This window comes from Rhizobium sp. HT1-10 (assembly GCF_049472505.1).
In the GTDB taxonomy this organism is placed as follows: Bacteria; Pseudomonadota; Alphaproteobacteria; order Rhizobiales; family Rhizobiaceae; genus Rhizobium.
Genome location: NZ_JBCEBQ010000002.1, coordinates 79,426 through 96,172, shown reverse-complemented (window position 1 = coordinate 96,172; position 16,747 = coordinate 79,426). Strand labels below are relative to the sequence as shown.

The window sequence follows — 16,747 nt, the reverse complement described above, 5'->3', positions numbered from 1 at the left end:
GAAAAACCGAAGAGGGGGAATAAGCATGAAAAGACTGATCACAGCCGCACTCTTTACCGCGATGATGGCGGGAACCGCCTTCGCCGATACCACGCTCAAGCTCGTCGAGGTCATCACCAGCCCGGAACGCACGGAGACGCTGAAGTCGATCGTCGGCAAGTTCGAAGCCGCCAATCCCGGCACCAAGGTCGACATCATTTCCTTGCCCTGGAACGAGGCCTTCCAGAAATTCGCGACAATGGTATCCGCCGGCGACACGCCTGATGTGATGGAAATGCCGGATACTTGGCTGTCGCTCTACGGCAACAACGGCATGCTCGAAAGCCTTGAGCCCTACCTTGCGAAATGGGATGCCACCAAGGAACTGACGCCGCGGGCGCTCGAACTCGGCCGCGATGTGAAAAACACCGCCTACATGCTGCCCTACGGCTTCTACCTGCGAGCCATGTTCTACAACAAGAAGCTCCTGGCGCAGGCCGGTATTTCCGAACCGCCGAAGACGATGGACGATTTCGTCAAGGCGTCGGCAGCGGTCTCCAAGATCCCCGGCAAGTACGGCTACTGCATGCGCGGCGGAGCAGGCGGCCTCAACGGCTGGATGATCTTTGCAGCCTCGATGGCCGGCGACAACAAGTACTTCAAGGACGACGGCACCTCCACCATGAACAGCGAGGGCTGGGCCAAGGGCATCGAGTGGATGGTCGATCTCTACAAGAAAGGCTACGCGCCGAAGGACAGCGTCAACTGGGGCTTCAACGAAGTCGTCGCCGGCTTCTACTCAGGCACCTGTGCCTTCCTCGACCAGGATCCGGATGCGCTGATCGCCGTTGCCGAGCGCATGAACAAGGACGACTTCGGCGTCACGCCGCTGCCGAAGGGGCCAAGCGGCAAGTCCTTCCCGACCATCGGCTATGCCGGCTGGTCGATGTTCGCGACGAGCGAGAACAAGGAACTGTCCTGGAAGCTGATCGCCACCCTCGAGGGCAAGGAAGGCAATCTCGAGTGGAACAAGAAGATCGGCGCGCTGCCGGCCTATACGTCGGCGGAGAAGGACCCCTTCTATGCCGGCGACCAGTTCAAGGGCTGGTTCGAGGAGCTGGCCGACAAGAACACCGTGCCCACGGTCATGCCGACCTATCTCGAGGAGTTCGCCTATTTCAAGGACTCGCTCGCCATCAAGACCTCGCAACAGGCCCTGCTCGGCGATATCTCGGCTAAGGATCTCGCCGATCAGTGGGCTGACTACCTGACCAAGGCGCAGCAGAAATTCCTTACCAAGAAGTAAGGCACGGCGCGGCGGCGGAGCAATCTGCCGCCGCGCCTGCACGCAACTTTGCCTGCGGCGTCGCCGCAGCGAACTGGAATGGACCCTTGGCCGATGACCATGACCGCCGACACACACGACAGGCGTCGCGAACGCAGGCCCCGGCTAAAGCGTCTTGCCGATGCCTTGGAGCCTTACCTCTACAGCGCGCCCGCACTGATCCTGATCATCGCCGTCATGCTGGTGCCGCTGGTGATCGGCATTTCCTATGCATTCCGCGACGTGCAGCTGCTCAAGCCGTTTTCCGGCGGCTTCATCGGGCTCGATCACTTTCGCGACCTTTCGAAGGATGCCGCCTTCTACGGCGCACTGCGCAACACCCTGTGGTGGACCGGTGCGTCGGTCATTCTGCAATTCGCCTTCGGGCTGATCCTTGCCCTTTTGCTGGACAAGCCGTTCTGGGGCCGTGGCATCGTCCAGGCGCTGGTTTTCCTGCCATGGGCCGTGCCATCCTTCCTCGCCGGTCTCAACTGGGCCTGGCTGTTCAATCCGGTCATCGGACCGATCCCGCACTGGCTGTTTGCCCTTGGCCTGATGAACCAGCCAGAGAACATCCTTTCCGATCCGCAATATGCCATGTGGGGACCGATCATCGCCAATGTCTGGTGGGGCATCCCCTTCTTCGCCATCACCCTTCTGGCCGCCCTGCAGGCCATTCCGCGCGACCTCTACGAGGCGGCCTCGATCGATGGCGCCACGTGGTTCCAGCGGTTCTGGTCGATCACGCTGCCGTTCCTGGCGCCGACGATCGCCATCACCGTCCTGCTGCGCACCGTCTGGGTCTCGAACTTTGCCGACCTCATCGTCGTCATGACCGGCGGCGGCCCGGCCGATAGGACCCAGATCGTCGCCAGCTATATATTCACGCAAGCCTTCAAGCGGTTGGATTTCGGCTATGCCTCGGCCATCGCACTGGTGCTGCTGGTGCTGCTGCTGGCCTATTCCATGGTGATCATCCTGCTCCGGCAGACGTTGCTGAACAAGGACTAGAACCATGAGACGATCCATCCTGCAGACTATTGCCCACCGGCTCGCGATCCTGGCCTATGTCGTCTTCGCACTGTTCCCGCTGTACTGGCTGCTCAAGGTGTCGCTGACGCCGAACGACCTGCTTTATACCGAGGGCGTGCGGATGTGGCCGTCGCGGACCACATGGGAGCATTATGCTTTCGTGCTTCAACACAGCGACTTCCCGACCTTCTTCAAGAACAGCCTCATCGTGTCGGGGTCGACAGCCATCGCGGTCACTCTTTGCGCGTCGTTGGCCGGCTATGCGCTGTCGAGGTTCGACTTCCGCGGCAAATACTGGATCGTGGCGCTCATGCTGCTGACGCAGATGTTTCCCCTCGTCATGCTGGTTGCGCCCATCTTCAAGATCCTGTCGCCGCTGCATCTGACGAACAGCCTGACCGGTCTGGTCATCGTCTACACCGCCTTCAACGTGCCCTTTGCGACCTTCCTGATGCAATCCTTCTTCGACGGCATTCCCAAGGACCTTGAGGAAGCCGCCATGATCGACGGCGCGACCCAGTTCGTTGCGTTCCGGCAGATCATCCTGCCACTGACGCTGCCCGGTATCGCCGCGACGCTCGGCTTCGTCTTCACCGCAGCCTGGAGCGAGCTGCTGTTTGCGCTGATGCTGATCAACGGCAACCAGGCCGCCACCTTCCCGGTTGGGCTGCTCACCTTCGTTTCGAAATTCTCCGTGGATTTCGGGCAGATGATGGCCGCCGGCGTCATGGCGCTCGTCCCGGCTGCGCTCTTCTTCCTGCTCATTCAACGTTATCTCGTCCAGGGCCTGACGGCCGGCGCGGTCAAGGGTTAGTCACATGGCATCGATCGATATCCAGAACGTCAAGAAGGCCTACGGCCATGTGCAGGTCCTGCACGACGTCGACCTCAAGATCGAGGACGGGGAATTCATCGTGCTGGTTGGCCCGTCCGGATGCGGCAAGTCAACGCTGCTGAGGATGATCGCCGGGCTGGAAGACGTGACCGGCGGCGAGATCCGCATCGCCGGCCGCCGCGTCAACGAGCTACATCCGAAGGACCGGGACATCGCCATGGTGTTCCAGTCCTATGCGCTCTACCCGCATATGAATGTCGCGGGCAACATGAGCTACAGCCTCAAGATCCGGAAGATCGCCAAGGAAAAGATTGCCGCGGCCGTGTCGCTCGCCTCTGCCAAGCTCGGCCTCGATCCGCTGCTGGCCCGCCGGCCGAAGGCGCTGTCCGGCGGTCAGCGGCAGCGGGTCGCCATGGGGCGCGCCATCGTGCGCGAGCCCAAGGCCTTCCTCTTCGACGAACCGCTGTCCAACCTCGATGCCCGTCTTCGCGAACAGATGCGGGCCGAGATCAAGAAGCTGCATGCCGACCTCAAGGCAACTTCGATCTATGTCACCCACGACCAGATCGAGGCAATGACGCTGGCCGACCGGATCGTCGCCATGCATGGCGGCGTGGTTCAGCAGGTCGGCAGCCCGCTCGAACTCTACGATCGACCCGCCAACCTGTTCGTTGCAGGGTTCATCGGTTCTCCGGGGATGAATTTTCTCGACGCGACCGTCGAGGCCGGCCAGATCAAACTCGGGGACGGGACGGTCGTTGCCACCGACACCAAACTGGACCTGGCGCCGGGCGCGAAAGTGACCCTGGGGATACGGCCCGAGCATGTCGGGCTGACATCTGACGGATCGGGTATCGAGGCTGACGTCGTGCTGATCGAGCCGACGGGATTTGGCATTATCGTCCATCTCTCGCTGCATGGTGTGCCCTTCAAGATCTTCACGCTCGATCGTGCGGTCTTGCAGGCTGAACCGAAGGTCTCGACACTTTTCCCACCACAACACATGCATGTCTTCGACGCCGATGGAAAAAGGATAGCATCAGCCAGAGAATAAGGAGCGTGCGTAGCGCCTCAGCCGCCGTGGCCGTAGGCGTTAGATTCGCTGTCGTTTGTCTGAAATCAAAATGAATATCTACATTTCACCCATTCGCACTCATTTTGATGCTCGTCATCATCGGCAAGTGCGCGCCAGCGCCGATTTTATCCCCATCGGTTCAGATGAAGTTTTGCGACAGGTCTGAAATTGAGGGGTGATGTCTAAAGATACTCAGGCTCCAAGCCGTGGGGCCGCAGGTGCGATTGCTTTCAGGCATGCAAGGTGAGAGCATCGAGGTTCGGCGGCGGGGCGGGCCAGCAGTCGTTGTTGCGAGCGTGGAGCAGGGAGGGATGTCCCCTGCCAGGTTGTGGCGCGCGCTCAGGAAAGGCAATGCTTGATCTGACCTTGCCGCCACCGCTGTCGGTGCTTGCCGCCGAAGCCCCGATGTGCCGCGAGACCTGGAATGGCAATAGCTTGGAAGCGGCTCTGCCCAGCGCGCACCGCCACGACCTTTCCAACCCCCTTCCATTGCGGTGGCCTGCATCTGTCAAGAACACGCCCTCACATCGAGAAACGCTATTCAGACACCGGGCCATGTATCTCTGCAATGTAACCGCCAGGGAACTTCACAATCGCCGCCTTCTGGCGGTCGGCATTGAATGGTCGGACCAGGATTTCTGCCCCAGACGCCGTCGCCTTCCCCAGCGTTTCGCCCAGGTTCGCCACTTCGTAGCCGGTCGTCTCGAGGCCGAAGGGGTAAGGCAGGTGGCCATCGGTGACCAGAACAGTCATCTTCCCGAAGTCAGATTCTATTTGGATACGGCGATAGACCTCCGCAGCCTCGCGGCCGATATCCGTGCCGGGAGCATCTCTGACATCTGATTTGATCTTGCCATGCGAGAAGGAAATAAAATCGCGAACAAAAGTGTCGGCGGTGTCCTTGGACATGTAGACGCGGTTTTCTGGTACTGTCGTCAGGGCCTGGTAGGACGGCGCGCTGGTGTGCCAGTAGAGCTGCATATTGACGCCGCCTGGCCACTGGATGATGGCATCCCGGCCGATCGGGTCGGGAAAGCTGTCGACGATCACAGCAGCTCCGGCGCTGCGGGCGGCGTCAACGGCGCTGTCCATGTCCTTGACCAGATAGCCTGTGCGCTCGGAGCCAAACGGGTATGGAATCGGCGTCTTGAACCCAAAGAGCGAAATCGCGCCGACTGGTGTCTTGACCAACTGCGAGCTCGTGCTGCTTGGAGTGGGTGTCACAGTGGCAACCACCTGCTTGGTAGAGGCCCCGCCGAACGTCGCCGTGAAGCTCGAGACAAAACGATCGACATCGGCGACGTCAACGTAGACATGGGTGGTGTCGTACTGCGGTCCAACGGCCACCGCGGCGGTGTCGGCGAAAGCCGCCAGAGGCGTCGAGAAGAAGGTTGCCAAACCCACGGTCAGCAGTAGTCCGTTGCGAAGTTTGTTATGGTTGGACATGGATGATCCCTTATGGTCATAGGAGAATGTAGACTGTTTGTGGAGATCTGAGGAGGGAGCCGACTATTGGCCTCCTCCTCAAAGACGGCGCTCATCCCTGGATAAAGGCCAACAGGTCGGCGTTGATGACGTCGGCGTTCGTTGTCGGCATGCCATGCGGATAACCAGGGTAGGACTTCAGAACTGCGCCCGGAACGATCGCAGCCGACATCTTGCCGGTGGTTGGGAACGGAACGACCTGGTCGTCTTCGCCATGCATGACCAGCGTCGGGACGGCGATTTTCTTTAGATCTTCGGTGAAGTCGGTTTCCGAGAAAGCGGCAATACCTTTGTAGTGGGCCAGCACGCTGCCCATCATGCCCTGCCGCCACCAGTTGCGACGAACGCCTTCCTTGATATCCGCCCCCTCGCGGTTGTAGCCGAAGAACTGCATCGTGAAGTCGTAAAAGAATTGCGCGCGATTGGTGGCGGTCTGCTCGCGGACGAAGTTAAAGACATCCATCGGCACGCCGTCGGGATTGTTTTCGGTCTTGACCATGATCGGCGCCACAGCACTGACCAGCACCGCCTTGGAAACGCGGCCGGGCTTTGCCTTGGCGACATACCGGGCAACCTCGCCGCCGCCCGTCGAATGACCGATGTGGATTGCATTGCGAAGGTCGAGAGCATCCGTCAGCGCGACGACGTCGGCAACGTAGGTGTCCATGTCGTGGCCAGTGGCGGACTGCGACGAGCGTCCATGGCCGCGGCGATCATGGGCGATGACCCGATAGCCCTTTTCGAGGAAGAACATCATCTGTGCATCCCAGTCGTCCGAGCTGAGCGGCCAGCCATGGTGGAACATGATGGCCTGTGCATCCTTGGAGCCCCAGTCCTTGTAGAAGATTTCGGTTCCGTCCTGAGTTTTGATCGTCGGCATGGTCGTCTCCATTGATATCTAGGTTTCGGATGATGTTCAGAAGGTTGTCTCAAATCTCGTTGCCGGCTGCAGGTCCGTTCGACCGTGTGTTGTTCCGACGAGGACAGAATGCAGCGGTTTCGATCTTGACGAAATAGAAACGTTGGAAACATATTGTTTCCTGAAATGACAATGAAAAACCGTCTCCCCGATCTGGAAGCCTGGGCCATTTTCGCGAAGGTCGCCGAACTCGGCTCGTTTTCGCGTACGGCCGAGGAATTTGGCCTGTCCAACCCGACCGTGTCGAAAGCAATCACGCGCCTCGAACTCCGGCTGGGATTTTCGCTGTTCGCCCGCACCTCGCGTCGGCTGTCCGTCACCGAGGCCGGTAGATCCTCTCTTGAGCGAGCCACCCGCATCCTCCAAGAAGCAAGAGCGCTTGAGGAAGAGGCAAGCGAGCAGACAGAGGCGCCACGCGGTGTTGTCCGGATCAGTGCGCCGCTATCGTTCGGCACAGCCTATCTCGGCGGAACGCTACCAACTCTGCTGCAGACCTATCCGGAAATCACGCTTGAACTGGCGCTCAGCGATCGCAAGGTGGACCTGATTGCCGAGGGGTTCGATATGGCGTTGCGGATCGCCAGCCTCGAGGACTCTTCGTTGCTGGCGCGGCGCCTGGCGACCGTTCGCATCTTGCTCGTCGGCTCCCCGGACTATTTCGCCAAGCATGGACGGCCGTCCCGCCCGTGTGACCTGACAAACCATTGCGCATTGGGCTACACGGGTGGCCCAGCGAGGGGTATCTGGAAATTCACCCATCCGACTCTCGGCGACGAAACCGTAGAGCCGCCTGTCAAGATCTGGACGGATAACGCCGACATCTTGAATCCCGCCTTGATGGCCGGCCAGGGTCTCGCCCTGCAACCCGACTTCATGGTCTGGAAAGACGTTGAGGCCGGCAGGCTCGAAATCGGACTTCGGGAGTGGTCGGCAAATCCGCTGGGCCTTTTTCTCGTCACGCCGCCCAGCCCCTTGCGTCCGCTGCGCGTCAAGGCCGTCATCGAGCACCTCGCGCGCGAATTCTCACACGCCCCTTGGGCCGGCACCCTTTCTGCAGAATAACTCGCTACGCCTATTACCCCTACGGAGAGGAATGGCGTTTCGAAGGGCCTGACGGAGGTCAACAGAGCGTAAAGATTTTAGGAAACGTGGTATCGAACAGCGCCGAGACGCTCCGACACCTCGCGGTGACAGGGCGGGGCGTGTTTCTGGCGCCGAGCTTCGTCGTCTTCAACGGTCCCGCCGCGGGACGGCTTGTCCGGATAATGCCTGACGTGAATGCGGTGTGTGAAGCCGGCATCAACGACGCGTAACGCTGGCTGTCCCGTCGCAGATTGTCAGCGACGTCTGGTAGGTTCCTCAGCCTTGTCCTCGAAGCTTGGTGGCTTGGTTTTCACCCACGCGACGAACTTCTGGGTCGCGGGGTCCTCGAGAAGGGCGGTGATCGTTGAGAACTTCTTCGCCAGCTGCGCGTCGGTGAAAACCCCGTGGATGTGGCTGTGGCATATGCGGTGCAGGGGCACTTTTACCTTGCCGCCTTTGCTCTTGGGAACCAGATGGTGGTCCTCTATCTGGTCGTTCGGTATCACCCGCTCGCACAGCGGGCAGTTGATCGGCTCCGCTTGCATCTCGTGCGAAGCGAAATCGTCTCTGATTTTGCGTGCCATCAGTCTCTCCGTCGGCGGTCGGACTTCGTCCGTTCGGCTTCGGTAGCTCATCCTCTGCCTGCCGACAATAAAAAAGGGAAGGTCATCCGCCTTTGGGAAATGCAGCAATAGGCGGTCGGCGCCTCGGTTTTTTGCGACATGGGACATCTTTCAGGAACAGATCGCGCGCAATTGCTGCTTCTGCCGGAAGCGGTGGACGAGTACGTCGGCCCGCACGACCCAGTCCGCTTCAGGACTTCGTCGACGGCCTCGATCTTGCTGTCGCAGGCTTCGGGCTCGTGGCTGCGAAGGAGACCGGTCGCCCGGGTTACGGTCCTGCCGATTTGCTGAAGTTGTACGTTTCCGGCTACATCAACCGTGCGATCCAGCCGGCGGCTGAAGGCGGAGGGCCATCGCAACATCGAAGTGATCTGGCAGCTGCGGCGCAGCGTCACTTGCGCACCATCGGCGATCTCCGCCGTGTGAACGGTCGGCCTTCAAACAGGTATTCCGCGAGTTGGTACATCCTGTGCCGGCAGCCCGATTATTCGTCGAGAGCTTCTTGCGGTCGATTTACGTGCATCAATGCGGTGAACAACAAGGATCGCAACTTCAGGCGTGGATCGTTGACCAGGTTCATCAACGAAGCCGACGAGAAACTAGCAGGCTACATGAAGCGGCTCGATGAGGGCGGTGCGCAAAGAAGAAAGCCGGTGGCAACAGCGGCGGCTCCGGTCGCGGCGATGGCCACTTGCGGAGAGGATGGCCGCTATCAAAGGCAAGCGCGACCTACCGATATCTGTGATCGGCGGTTCTCCTATCAATGATAATGATTGACCACGCCGGTGGCTGAAACTAATGCCTGTTGCCTTCAACGGGGCAGCTTTCCTTCACAAAAGGTAATCAATGCAAAAAGTAATTCAGGTCGTCTGTGTCGTCCTCGTCGCCGTTGTCGTGATGTTTGGCGGGAGGTGGTATATGTACGTGGCGCTTGCAGACAGCCCGTACGATGAGGTCGGCATTGCGCTGAATGGCTATATGCCAGGGCCGCTGCGCAGCTGGGGCTGCCACAAAATTCAGGCGCGTTTCCCGGGCCAGTTGCCGCCATACGGGTGCGCCGGTGCCGACGGACGCAGCTGGCTTTGAGCAATTCCGTCCGCCTGAGGATAGTTCATGATACGGATCACCAGAGTGCCATCGATCCATAATCGCGACAACAACAACTGCTGCGTGATCAAACATCCGGATCCAGAGTCTTATGCCGACTTTCTCGCGGTGTATAACATGAAGACCGGCGAGTTTAAGCTGGATGAAAAAGGGAAGGTGAAACGATATGGTGGCAAATACCTTTCCTTGACCGGGCAAGCGGCTTCAGAAGACAGTAGCGGGTTTAGAGAAGTGTCCGAAACAATGCCTTTGCTTTCCTACGGACCGTACGAGGAGCAGCACACCTGTATCGTCGGAAAAGTGGGGAACCGAACCGACTCGACGAGGACGGCTCACAGACAGGGAGTTGACTAACCAAGCCGGGCTTCTGTGGTGCCGAGAGATGGCACTCGTTTGCCACCTTAACGACCACCCGACTTGAGTGACGGGTGCGCCATGCGGCCGACGCGGGCTTGCTGATCTATAGACGAGGCTTAAGAGCTGAGAGCAGTGAATCAGCTACCTCAATGAAATCATCGTTAACTCCGAACGACTGTACAGCCTCCCTTTTAACCACGATATTTCTGCTTCTGCCGTCAGTGCCGGTTACCATATACCAGAGCGGTGGCGGATTGTTCAGCAGCGCTTTGTAGCCGAGTGCTGCCGCGTGTTCCTCATCGTCGGCCTCAAAATCCATCTCGATGCTCACAGTGAATTTTGGCATTCGATCCATCCGCCTCCTACCTTGTCCGCCAACCGCTTTGGCAGCCATCATAGGCAGCGAAGTCGGTTCGGGTCGAGCGGCGGGGACGAGGGGACGGCGGCCAGAGTTCGGTCGGCGGTCGCGATCAACGCGGAAGGGGCGGATGTCGACGACATCGAAAATCTTCCCGGCATCGACTACGCCGCCATCGATGCCGTGCTCGCCCGATCGGATGCGGCGATCGCAAACGCGACAAGGCCCGGCCACGGCGGCGCGGCCGAAAAAGATCCGATGATTTCGGAGGTAGTCATGCGAACTTTGCGCCGCGAAGGATAATGTCTACCCCGCTCAGGAAATCTTCCCGGTCGTTGTGGTTTTGCAACCGCGCGGCCATGCTCCGGGTAAACGCGAAACCTGTCATAGGCAGCTTGGACCAGGCCGTCGATACTTCGTTCAGAAAGTGGGATCTCTCAAGAGCCAGTTCCTGAGCAAGTTGGGCATTTGCCGCGTTCTGCCCAGCGACGCCGAGAATATACATTAGAAGCGTTGAGACGAGGATCCACTGATCATTTTCCGGGACGTTAAGGGCGCCAACCTGTTGCCCGAGACATTCTAGAACCCGCACCATGGGCATTTTTCCCGGCAGACGGATCAGCGCTGCGCCGACCCAGGGATGCCGGTCGATCGTATCGAACAAGGCTCCCGCAATATCGCGGACGATTTTTTGCGGCGTAGCGCCAACGGATTGAATTTCAAGTTTCGGAGCGATGACAGCGTCGCACGCAGCCGCCAGCAAGTCGCTCTTGTCGGAGATATGCCAGTATAGGGCACCAGGACCGGTTTTGAGTTTTTTCGACAAGGACTGGAACGTGAGACCGGTTTCTCCGGCAGTGTCCAGAATCTCGATTGCAGCAGTAATGATCCCTTCGCGGGTTAGGGCGCTGCTGCGTCGGACGGTCGTGCGTTTGGCTTTCTCCATTCCGCATCTTGACACGAATGGAACGGCGCTCCAATACAATGGAATGACATTCCATAACTTGATCAACTTGATGCTGGCTGTTGAAGGAAGAACATAATGGACGTTCCCATAACCATTATTGGTGCTGGTCTTGGCGGGCTTGCGCTGGCTCGTGTGCTGCACGTCAACGGAATCCCTTCGACGGTTTATGAAGCTGAAGCCTCATCAACTTCGCGCATGCAGGGCGGCCTGCTCGATATTCACGAATACAACGGTCAGCTCGCGCTCAAGGCTGCCGGCCTCTACGACGAATTCCTCAGCCTTATTATTGAAGGTGCGGACGCCAAAAGGGTCGCCGATAAAGACGGACGCATATTGGTCGATTGGCCCGGTATGGGCGGACGTCCCGAGGTCGATCGCGGAGATTTGCGCCAGATCTTGCTCGATTCGCTTCCCGATGAAACAGTGCGCTGGGGTCATAAGCTAAAGGAGGTCCATTCATTAGACGCCGCGCAATATCGTTTGACTTTCACCAACGGTGCATCGGTGACAACCAGCCTTCTGGTCGGCGCTGACGGCGCGTGGTCGAAAGTTCGCCCGCTACTTACCGATATTCAGCCCGTTTACTCGGGTACGTCTTTTATCGAAACTGTCTTGCACAATGCAGATGTCCGTCACAAGGCGGCAGCCGAAGTCGTCGGAAATGGCACTCTGATGGCGGTTGCGCCGGGCAAGGGCATTCTTGCCCATCGGCATGCGGACGGGGCTCTGCAGGCCTATATAGCTCTCAACAAGCCGAAGGACTGGCTTTCATCCGTTGATTTCACCGATACGAAGCTAGCCCTAAGTACAATAGCAGCAAAATTTGAAGGCTGGGCTCCTGCGCTCACCGCCCTTATTACTGACAGTGAGACAAAACCGATTGTTCGCCCGATCTATGCATTCCCGGTCGGTCATCGTTGGGATCACAAACCGGGCGTGACCTTGGTTGGCGATGCGGCGCATCTGATGTCTCCATTTGCTGGTGAAGGAGCAAATTTGGCGCTTTTCGACGGAGCTGAACTTGGACGATTTATTTCTTCCAGCCCAAAGGTCTACGATTCTGCTCTAATTGCGTACGAGAGGGATCTCGTCGTTCGAACCGAACCATTTGCGGCTGAAAGTGAACATAACCTTGGACTTTTTTTTGATAACCGGGCACCCAACAGTTTGGTCGAGTTCTTCACGCAGATTGTTGCAGCGGCTTCCGGTAATGCCTGATCGGGAAGCGCCGCTATGGGTCGTAGTCTATCTGCGTCCGGAATCAATATCGCGCTGGAAAATTGGGGGCAGGACGCCCTAGCGAATGTCGACGAAATACAGGAACCCATCGTGTTCCCTTGGACGCCAACCGCCAGAGAAGGCTCTCTATGAGTAAGGGGGAGATGGTTGGATTCCCATCAAGGCGAAGATACTGATACGGCAGCAATTCGTCTACATTCTGATCCAATCGCCAACCTATTTCCAATCCCACGACACGACATCTTGCCCGAGCATGAGGGGTCTCTGCGGAAGGCGTTTTTCGCTGGCCTTTCATCCGTTAAGTTTACGATGCCCGCCGGTTGCCTGCGGCGGATACGCTGATTCGGACTGTCTGCCACGCGCACACGCAAAGCTGCGAAACGCGCGGCCAGCCGCCCATTTGTGCGCGTCAGACTTGAGCCATGCCACCATCGACGACCAGTTCCGCGCCGGTCGTAAAACTACTCTCTTCGCTGGCAAGGAAAAGGACTGCGGCGGCAACCTCGTCTGGCCGGCCCATGCGCCCCAGCGGGATCATGCCGGAAAGCGCATCGCGGACCTCTTGCGAGGCTCCGGCCATCATCGCCGTATCGGTCGGGCCGGGGCTGACGACGTTGACACGGATGCCTTTGGGAGCAAGTTCGTTGGCCCAGGTGCGGGTGAAGGAGCGGACAGCGGCCTTTGTGGCACCGTAGACGCCATATCCCTTGGTGCCGATCTCGCCCGCGATGGAGCCGATCAACACAATCGTCCCGCCGGGTTGCATGAGGTCGGTAGCACCTTGTGCCGCGAAAACGAGCGAGCGGACGTTAAGCCCGAATGCACGATCGAAATGGTCTTCGGATATGTCTTCCAAGGGGGCGTATTCGGATAGGCCTGCGTTGACGACAAGGATGTCGATGCGCCCCTGTTCCGACTTTACCTGCTCGAAGACACGATTCAGATCGGCCGTGTTGCTCGCATCCGCCTGGACGCCGCGTACGCTGCCTGTGCCCGTTTCTTCTGACACGCCATCCGTGCCCTTGCGGCTGGTCGCATAAACCTGCGCGCCCTCGTGGGCAAACCGCTGCGAAACGGCTCCACCGATGCCGCCTTGTCCCCCGATAACGAGGGCAATTTTGTTGTCTAATCTGGTCATGTTGGCTCCATTAAAAGTGACAGGTGATAGATATATATTTGCTATCTAGGGTCAATTACGCACTTTATATAGAGTAGATATCGAGGAGTATACCTGTGTCAGCCAGGGTTGAAGACCTGCCAGGAACGCCGGTGCACCGATCACATTTCAACAGTGTCCGCCTCTGTAGCTTCGATCAAAAACAGCGATACCGGCCGCGCGATTGCCGATGCCTGTCGCGGCCTTTGCAGCATCTTCACCTCTGCGACTGGTGATGAAGACAGGTGCACCCTCGGCAGAAAGTCACTCCGCAACAGGCAGGCCGATACCGTTCACGCCGCTGGCGACCAGCCACCTCGTTACTCATTCGAGCCATCGTATATCCTTTCCCCGAGCGGTCTCTCCGTGATATACGCTGGATACCTGATATCCTCTAACCACACGGATTAGCCCAGATATGGACCAGTATACTGACCTTGAAGCACTGTCTCAGCGTGCCTGTGGTGACATGGCGCAGGTTCGCCCGGTACTCGACAAGATCGCTGACAAATGGACGATCATGATATTGACGGTGATCTGTCCCAAACCCTCACGCTTCAACGATCTCAAGCGGCGTCTCGACGGGATCACGCACAAGGCTCTGGCCGACGCTTTGAAGAGGCTTGAGCGGAACGGCCTTGTGACCAGAACCGTACTGCCAACGCAGCCGATTGGCGTGGAATATGCAATCACTGCGCTCGGCCATTCTCTGCGGGAGCCATTTGAAGCACTGTGTGACTGGGCAGAAGCCAATGGCGACCAGGTCGAGGCGGCCACGCGGCGCTATGACGACACGGTAAATCGCCGCTGACAAGGTCGCTATGTTCGGCTGGGGCTCGATGCGGAAGATGGTCGTCGGCCTGCGCATGATCCGGCGCGCGATGCGATGGCTTCCGGGTCCGATATACTCGTCCATATCTAGGCTAATCTAGGTGCGTAATTGATATCAGATATCCATCGTGTATCTATGCCTCATCATCATGAGATGATGTCGGGAACAAACGAGCGTCCCGACGCGCATCAAAGATAGTTGAAGGAAATAGGATGACGATGAAAAGATTTCTGGCTGGTGCCCTGTTGGCTCTAGCAATTTCGGGACCTGCCAAAGCCGATGGGCCTGCCAAAGTTGTTGGATCTGTCAATGCCGGTGCAACCAACGTTGTCCTGGTGCATGGTGGGACCACGGACGGCTCGGGATGGAAGGATGTCTTCCAAATTCTACGGGCGAAGGGGTTGGCAGTCACTGTTGTCGAATTGCCGCATACAAGCCTCGAAGATGATATTGCCGCAACGAATCTGGCTGTCGCTACTCAAAGCGGCCCCACGGTTCTGGTCGGCCACAGCTACGGTGGTGCCGTTATCACCGAGGCCGGCATAGCACCCAACGTCAAGGCACTGGTATACGTAGCGGCCCTTCAACCCGATAAGGGCGAAACTCTGCTTGAGATTAGCAGCCGCTTTCCCATGGGCATCGACATGAAGAAGCTCGACAACGACAAGAGGTTCGTTCCAAATCCAGCGACCTATCACGAGATGATCGGTGCGGACCTTCCGCGCGACGTCACCGATTTCATGTCTGCGATGTCCAAGCCGATGAGGTTGGATACATTCCAGATCCCGTTCCAGCATGCTGCATGGCATGACAAGCCCTCGTTCGGCATCGTGACGACCGAAGACAAGGTGCTCTCATCCGACTTTCTGCGGTGGATGTATCAGCGCTCAGGCACGAAGATGACGGAAGTGAAGTCAAGTCACATGGTCTACATGTCTCACCCACAGGAGACGGCTGATGTCATTCTTGAGGCCGCCAGCTCGGTAAAATAGGGCAACGCTCCCATCCGTGGGCGTATAGAGGAACCTCTGTGCTGTTTCGAAGGCAGATAGCAGAGCTTGACTGAGAAGCCGCGCCCCGAGGGTCCTTCCCAAGGAGGAGGGCACTCGCACCCGTAACAAGTCAATCAAGCTCGTTTTGATCCAACCAAGTCAATCAACTCAACCAAATCAGGAGTTTCCCTTGATCCGCTTCTTTGCCCTCCTCCCCCGCCGCCCCGACATCGATCGCCAGCGATTCCATGACCATTGGCGCCACCCGCACGGCACCATGGGCCGCCAGATTCCGGGCATGCTCACCTACGTCCAGGGGCACCAGTTCGACACCGACCGCCTCGGCCCGGGTCAGGACAAGTACGACGGCGTCGCGATGCCCTCGTTCGACTCCCCGAAAGACGCCGCCGCACTGGTCGACGAGCCCTTGTTCGTCGACAACATCCGCCCCGACGAGCCGTTGTTCCAGGATCTGCCGAATGTCATCTTCTTCATCACCGAAGAGGATGTAATCGTCTCGCGGCCCCCAATCGGAGCCGTATCCGCCGTCGATCGGCAATGGGACGTGCTGGAGCGGCCGACGAGCATCCATCTCCTGCAGTTCGTGCACCTTGATGGCAATCTCGGCTGGGCGGGCGCGAACGACGCCGAGTTAGGCCTGCGGATCGGTGCGCTGCGTCACGCGGTGAACCGGCCGAGCGCGGAGGTGCACAGCGGCGGCGCACCGTTCCTAGGTGCCCGCCAGTTGTGGTGGCCCACCCTGACGGCGTTCCAGGACGGCGTGGACGCCGATCGGGCAGCTTTCGACGAGCTCCTCGCCCAGGCCGGTCACGCCGTCACCATGCTGGCGGTCTCGGAGCGGTTCGTGCGCTGAGCTTCGTCAAGGACGCCGGGCGGTTGAGCCTTGAGCCAGCCGCCTTCTTGGCCTTCATTTCAGCAGAAAGGCAGTTTCATGATCCTCAAGACTTACACCCGCATCCTCACGACGGACATCGAAGCCACCGTCGCGACACTTAAGGCGGTTCACGGCACGGAACCGCATTTCAGGTTCAACTACGATCCATTAACGCTCGTCGGCATTGGCGATGTGCTCGCGATCGGTGGAACCGATGAGGCGCTGGAGCCGATCCGCGGCAGCTACGGTCCCTGGATCGTCGAGGACATCGAGGCCGTAAAGGGCATGCTTCTCGCGAACGGCGCCTCCGTGATGCAAGATGTCAGAGACATCACGAACGGGCGAATGATGTACATGCGGCATGCCGACGGCAGCGTGGTCGAATACGTCCAGTGGACGCCCGAACTGGTAGAGCGGCATATTTTCGCACCGCTCCGTGCCGGGACGCCGGCCTCTCAGATCTGACCCGAAAGACAGACGCCATGCTGC

Annotated in this window: 19 protein-coding genes and 1 pseudogene; 15 read left to right on the top strand and 5 right to left on the bottom strand. The window is 58.8% G+C overall.

The window, feature by feature from the left end:
- The first annotated feature begins 25 nt into the window (after positions 1 to 25).
- From VH564_RS05590 to VH564_RS05575, 4 genes are all read left to right on the top strand, one after another.
- Entirely contained in the window at positions 26 to 1,285 is a 1,260-nt protein-coding gene (locus VH564_RS05590) for an ABC transporter substrate-binding protein (RefSeq protein WP_423338829.1), read from the top strand.
- A 93-nt stretch (positions 1,286 to 1,378) separates the two neighbouring features.
- The gene (locus VH564_RS05585; protein ID WP_423338828.1) at positions 1,379 to 2,314 is read left to right on the top strand and encodes a carbohydrate ABC transporter permease; all 936 of its coding nucleotides are present in this window, start codon (positions 1,379 to 1,381) and stop codon (positions 2,312 to 2,314) included.
- A 4-nt stretch (positions 2,315 to 2,318) separates the two neighbouring features.
- Positions 2,319 to 3,149, top strand: coding sequence for a carbohydrate ABC transporter permease (locus VH564_RS05580; protein ID WP_423338827.1), 831 nt, complete (start codon positions 2,319 to 2,321; stop codon positions 3,147 to 3,149).
- 4 nt (positions 3,150 to 3,153) lie between these two features.
- Complete coding sequence (locus VH564_RS05575; RefSeq protein ID WP_423338826.1) at positions 3,154 to 4,224, top strand: ABC transporter ATP-binding protein; 1,071 nt, start codon at positions 3,154 to 3,156, stop codon at positions 4,222 to 4,224.
- Between the two features lie 558 nt (positions 4,225 to 4,782).
- Here VH564_RS05575 and VH564_RS05570 read toward each other — a convergent pair.
- Both VH564_RS05570 and VH564_RS05565 read right to left on the bottom strand, forming a co-directional pair.
- Positions 4,783 to 5,691 (bottom strand): glyoxalase, encoded by a 909-nt coding sequence (locus VH564_RS05570; RefSeq protein ID WP_423338825.1) that lies wholly within the window; start codon positions 5,689 to 5,691, stop codon positions 4,783 to 4,785.
- 91 nt (positions 5,692 to 5,782) lie between these two features.
- Positions 5,783 to 6,610 carry an alpha/beta fold hydrolase gene (locus VH564_RS05565; RefSeq protein WP_423338824.1) on the bottom strand — a complete coding sequence of 276 codons (828 nt, stop codon included), beginning with the start codon at positions 6,608 to 6,610 and terminating at the stop codon, positions 5,783 to 5,785.
- Positions 6,611 to 6,781: 171 nt separating this feature from the next.
- Between VH564_RS05565 and VH564_RS05560 the strand changes: the two genes are divergently transcribed.
- Together VH564_RS05560 and VH564_RS05555 are read left to right on the top strand one after the other, a co-directional pair.
- Positions 6,782 to 7,711 carry a LysR substrate-binding domain-containing protein gene (locus VH564_RS05560; protein ID WP_423338823.1) on the top strand — a complete coding sequence of 310 codons (930 nt, stop codon included), beginning with the start codon at positions 6,782 to 6,784 and terminating at the stop codon, positions 7,709 to 7,711.
- Positions 7,712 to 7,713: 2 nt separating this feature from the next.
- Positions 7,714 to 7,953 (top strand): annotated as a pseudogene (locus VH564_RS05555) (LysR family transcriptional regulator); the annotation flags it as partial.
- A gap of 33 nt (positions 7,954 to 7,986) precedes the next feature.
- Here the strand turns inward: VH564_RS05555 and VH564_RS05550 are convergent.
- On the bottom strand, positions 7,987 to 8,316 hold the full coding sequence (locus tag VH564_RS05550) for an HNH endonuclease (RefSeq protein ID WP_423338822.1): 330 nt from the start codon (positions 8,314 to 8,316) through the stop codon (positions 7,987 to 7,989).
- 278 nt (positions 8,317 to 8,594) lie between these two features.
- On the opposite strand from VH564_RS05550, the gene VH564_RS05545 reads away from it, so the two are divergent.
- The 4 genes from VH564_RS05545 (at position 8,595) to VH564_RS05530 (ending at position 10,480) form a co-directional block, all read left to right on the top strand.
- Entirely contained in the window at positions 8,595 to 9,122 is a 528-nt protein-coding gene (locus tag VH564_RS05545; protein WP_423338821.1) for a hypothetical protein, read from the top strand.
- Positions 9,123 to 9,201: 79 nt separating this feature from the next.
- Positions 9,202 to 9,441 carry a hypothetical protein gene (locus tag VH564_RS05540; protein WP_423338820.1) on the top strand — a complete coding sequence of 80 codons (240 nt, stop codon included), beginning with the start codon at positions 9,202 to 9,204 and terminating at the stop codon, positions 9,439 to 9,441.
- Between the two features lie 27 nt (positions 9,442 to 9,468).
- Entirely contained in the window at positions 9,469 to 9,816 is a 348-nt protein-coding gene (locus VH564_RS05535) for a hypothetical protein (protein ID WP_423338819.1), read from the top strand.
- A 292-nt stretch (positions 9,817 to 10,108) separates the two neighbouring features.
- Positions 10,109 to 10,480 (top strand): hypothetical protein, encoded by a 372-nt coding sequence (locus VH564_RS05530; RefSeq protein ID WP_423338818.1) that lies wholly within the window; start codon positions 10,109 to 10,111, stop codon positions 10,478 to 10,480.
- Here the strand turns inward: VH564_RS05530 and VH564_RS05525 are convergent.
- Positions 10,452 to 11,123, bottom strand: coding sequence for a TetR/AcrR family transcriptional regulator (locus tag VH564_RS05525; RefSeq protein ID WP_423338817.1), 672 nt, complete (start codon positions 11,121 to 11,123; stop codon positions 10,452 to 10,454). The genes VH564_RS05530 and VH564_RS05525 overlap by 29 nt on opposite strands.
- Positions 11,124 to 11,219: 96 nt before the next feature.
- On the opposite strand from VH564_RS05525, the gene VH564_RS05520 reads away from it, so the two are divergent.
- Entirely contained in the window at positions 11,220 to 12,362 is a 1,143-nt protein-coding gene (locus VH564_RS05520; protein WP_423338816.1) for an FAD-dependent oxidoreductase, read from the top strand.
- A gap of 430 nt (positions 12,363 to 12,792) precedes the next feature.
- On the opposite strand, the gene VH564_RS05515 is transcribed toward VH564_RS05520, so the two are convergent.
- Positions 12,793 to 13,521, bottom strand: a complete 729-nt coding sequence (locus tag VH564_RS05515; RefSeq protein ID WP_423338815.1) for an SDR family NAD(P)-dependent oxidoreductase — start codon at positions 13,519 to 13,521, stop codon at positions 12,793 to 12,795.
- Between the two features lie 436 nt (positions 13,522 to 13,957).
- On the opposite strand from VH564_RS05515, the gene VH564_RS05510 reads away from it, so the two are divergent.
- From VH564_RS05510 to VH564_RS05495, 4 genes are all read left to right on the top strand, one after another.
- Positions 13,958 to 14,350, top strand: coding sequence for a winged helix-turn-helix transcriptional regulator (locus VH564_RS05510; protein WP_423338814.1), 393 nt, complete (start codon positions 13,958 to 13,960; stop codon positions 14,348 to 14,350).
- A gap of 233 nt (positions 14,351 to 14,583) precedes the next feature.
- Positions 14,584 to 15,363, top strand: coding sequence for an alpha/beta hydrolase (locus VH564_RS05505; RefSeq protein ID WP_423338813.1), 780 nt, complete (start codon positions 14,584 to 14,586; stop codon positions 15,361 to 15,363).
- A gap of 190 nt (positions 15,364 to 15,553) precedes the next feature.
- Positions 15,554 to 16,237, top strand: coding sequence for an EthD family reductase (locus VH564_RS05500; protein ID WP_423338812.1), 684 nt, complete (start codon positions 15,554 to 15,556; stop codon positions 16,235 to 16,237).
- Positions 16,238 to 16,315: 78 nt separating this feature from the next.
- Positions 16,316 to 16,723, top strand: coding sequence for a VOC family protein (locus VH564_RS05495; protein WP_423338811.1), 408 nt, complete (start codon positions 16,316 to 16,318; stop codon positions 16,721 to 16,723).
- The last annotated feature ends 24 nt before the right edge of the window (positions 16,724 to 16,747 follow it).

Coding starts and splice junctions, on each gene's coding strand:
- VH564_RS05540 (WP_423338820.1), top strand. CDS start 9,202: ATGCAAAAAGTAATTCAGGTCGTCTGTGTCGTCCTCGTCGCCGTTGTC.
- VH564_RS05575 (WP_423338826.1), top strand. CDS start 3,154: ATGGCATCGATCGATATCCAGAACGTCAAGAAGGCCTACGGCCATGTG.
- VH564_RS05585 (WP_423338828.1), top strand. CDS start 1,379: ATGACCATGACCGCCGACACACACGACAGGCGTCGCGAACGCAGGCCC.
- VH564_RS05510 (WP_423338814.1), top strand. CDS start 13,958: ATGGACCAGTATACTGACCTTGAAGCACTGTCTCAGCGTGCCTGTGGT.
- VH564_RS05520 (WP_423338816.1), top strand. CDS start 11,220: ATGGACGTTCCCATAACCATTATTGGTGCTGGTCTTGGCGGGCTTGCG.
- VH564_RS05525 (WP_423338817.1), bottom strand. CDS start 11,123: ATGGAGAAAGCCAAACGCACGACCGTCCGACGCAGCAGCGCCCTAACC.
- VH564_RS05495 (WP_423338811.1), top strand. CDS start 16,316: ATGATCCTCAAGACTTACACCCGCATCCTCACGACGGACATCGAAGCC.
- VH564_RS05505 (WP_423338813.1), top strand. CDS start 14,584: ATGACGATGAAAAGATTTCTGGCTGGTGCCCTGTTGGCTCTAGCAATT.
- VH564_RS05550 (WP_423338822.1), bottom strand. CDS start 8,316: ATGGCACGCAAAATCAGAGACGATTTCGCTTCGCACGAGATGCAAGCG.
- VH564_RS05535 (WP_423338819.1), top strand. CDS start 9,469: ATGATACGGATCACCAGAGTGCCATCGATCCATAATCGCGACAACAAC.
- VH564_RS05580 (WP_423338827.1), top strand. CDS start 2,319: ATGAGACGATCCATCCTGCAGACTATTGCCCACCGGCTCGCGATCCTG.
- VH564_RS05590 (WP_423338829.1), top strand. CDS start 26: ATGAAAAGACTGATCACAGCCGCACTCTTTACCGCGATGATGGCGGGA.
- VH564_RS05570 (WP_423338825.1), bottom strand. CDS start 5,691: ATGTCCAACCATAACAAACTTCGCAACGGACTACTGCTGACCGTGGGT.
- VH564_RS05560 (WP_423338823.1), top strand. CDS start 6,782: ATGAAAAACCGTCTCCCCGATCTGGAAGCCTGGGCCATTTTCGCGAAG.
- VH564_RS05565 (WP_423338824.1), bottom strand. CDS start 6,610: ATGCCGACGATCAAAACTCAGGACGGAACCGAAATCTTCTACAAGGAC.
- VH564_RS05515 (WP_423338815.1), bottom strand. CDS start 13,521: ATGACCAGATTAGACAACAAAATTGCCCTCGTTATCGGGGGACAAGGC.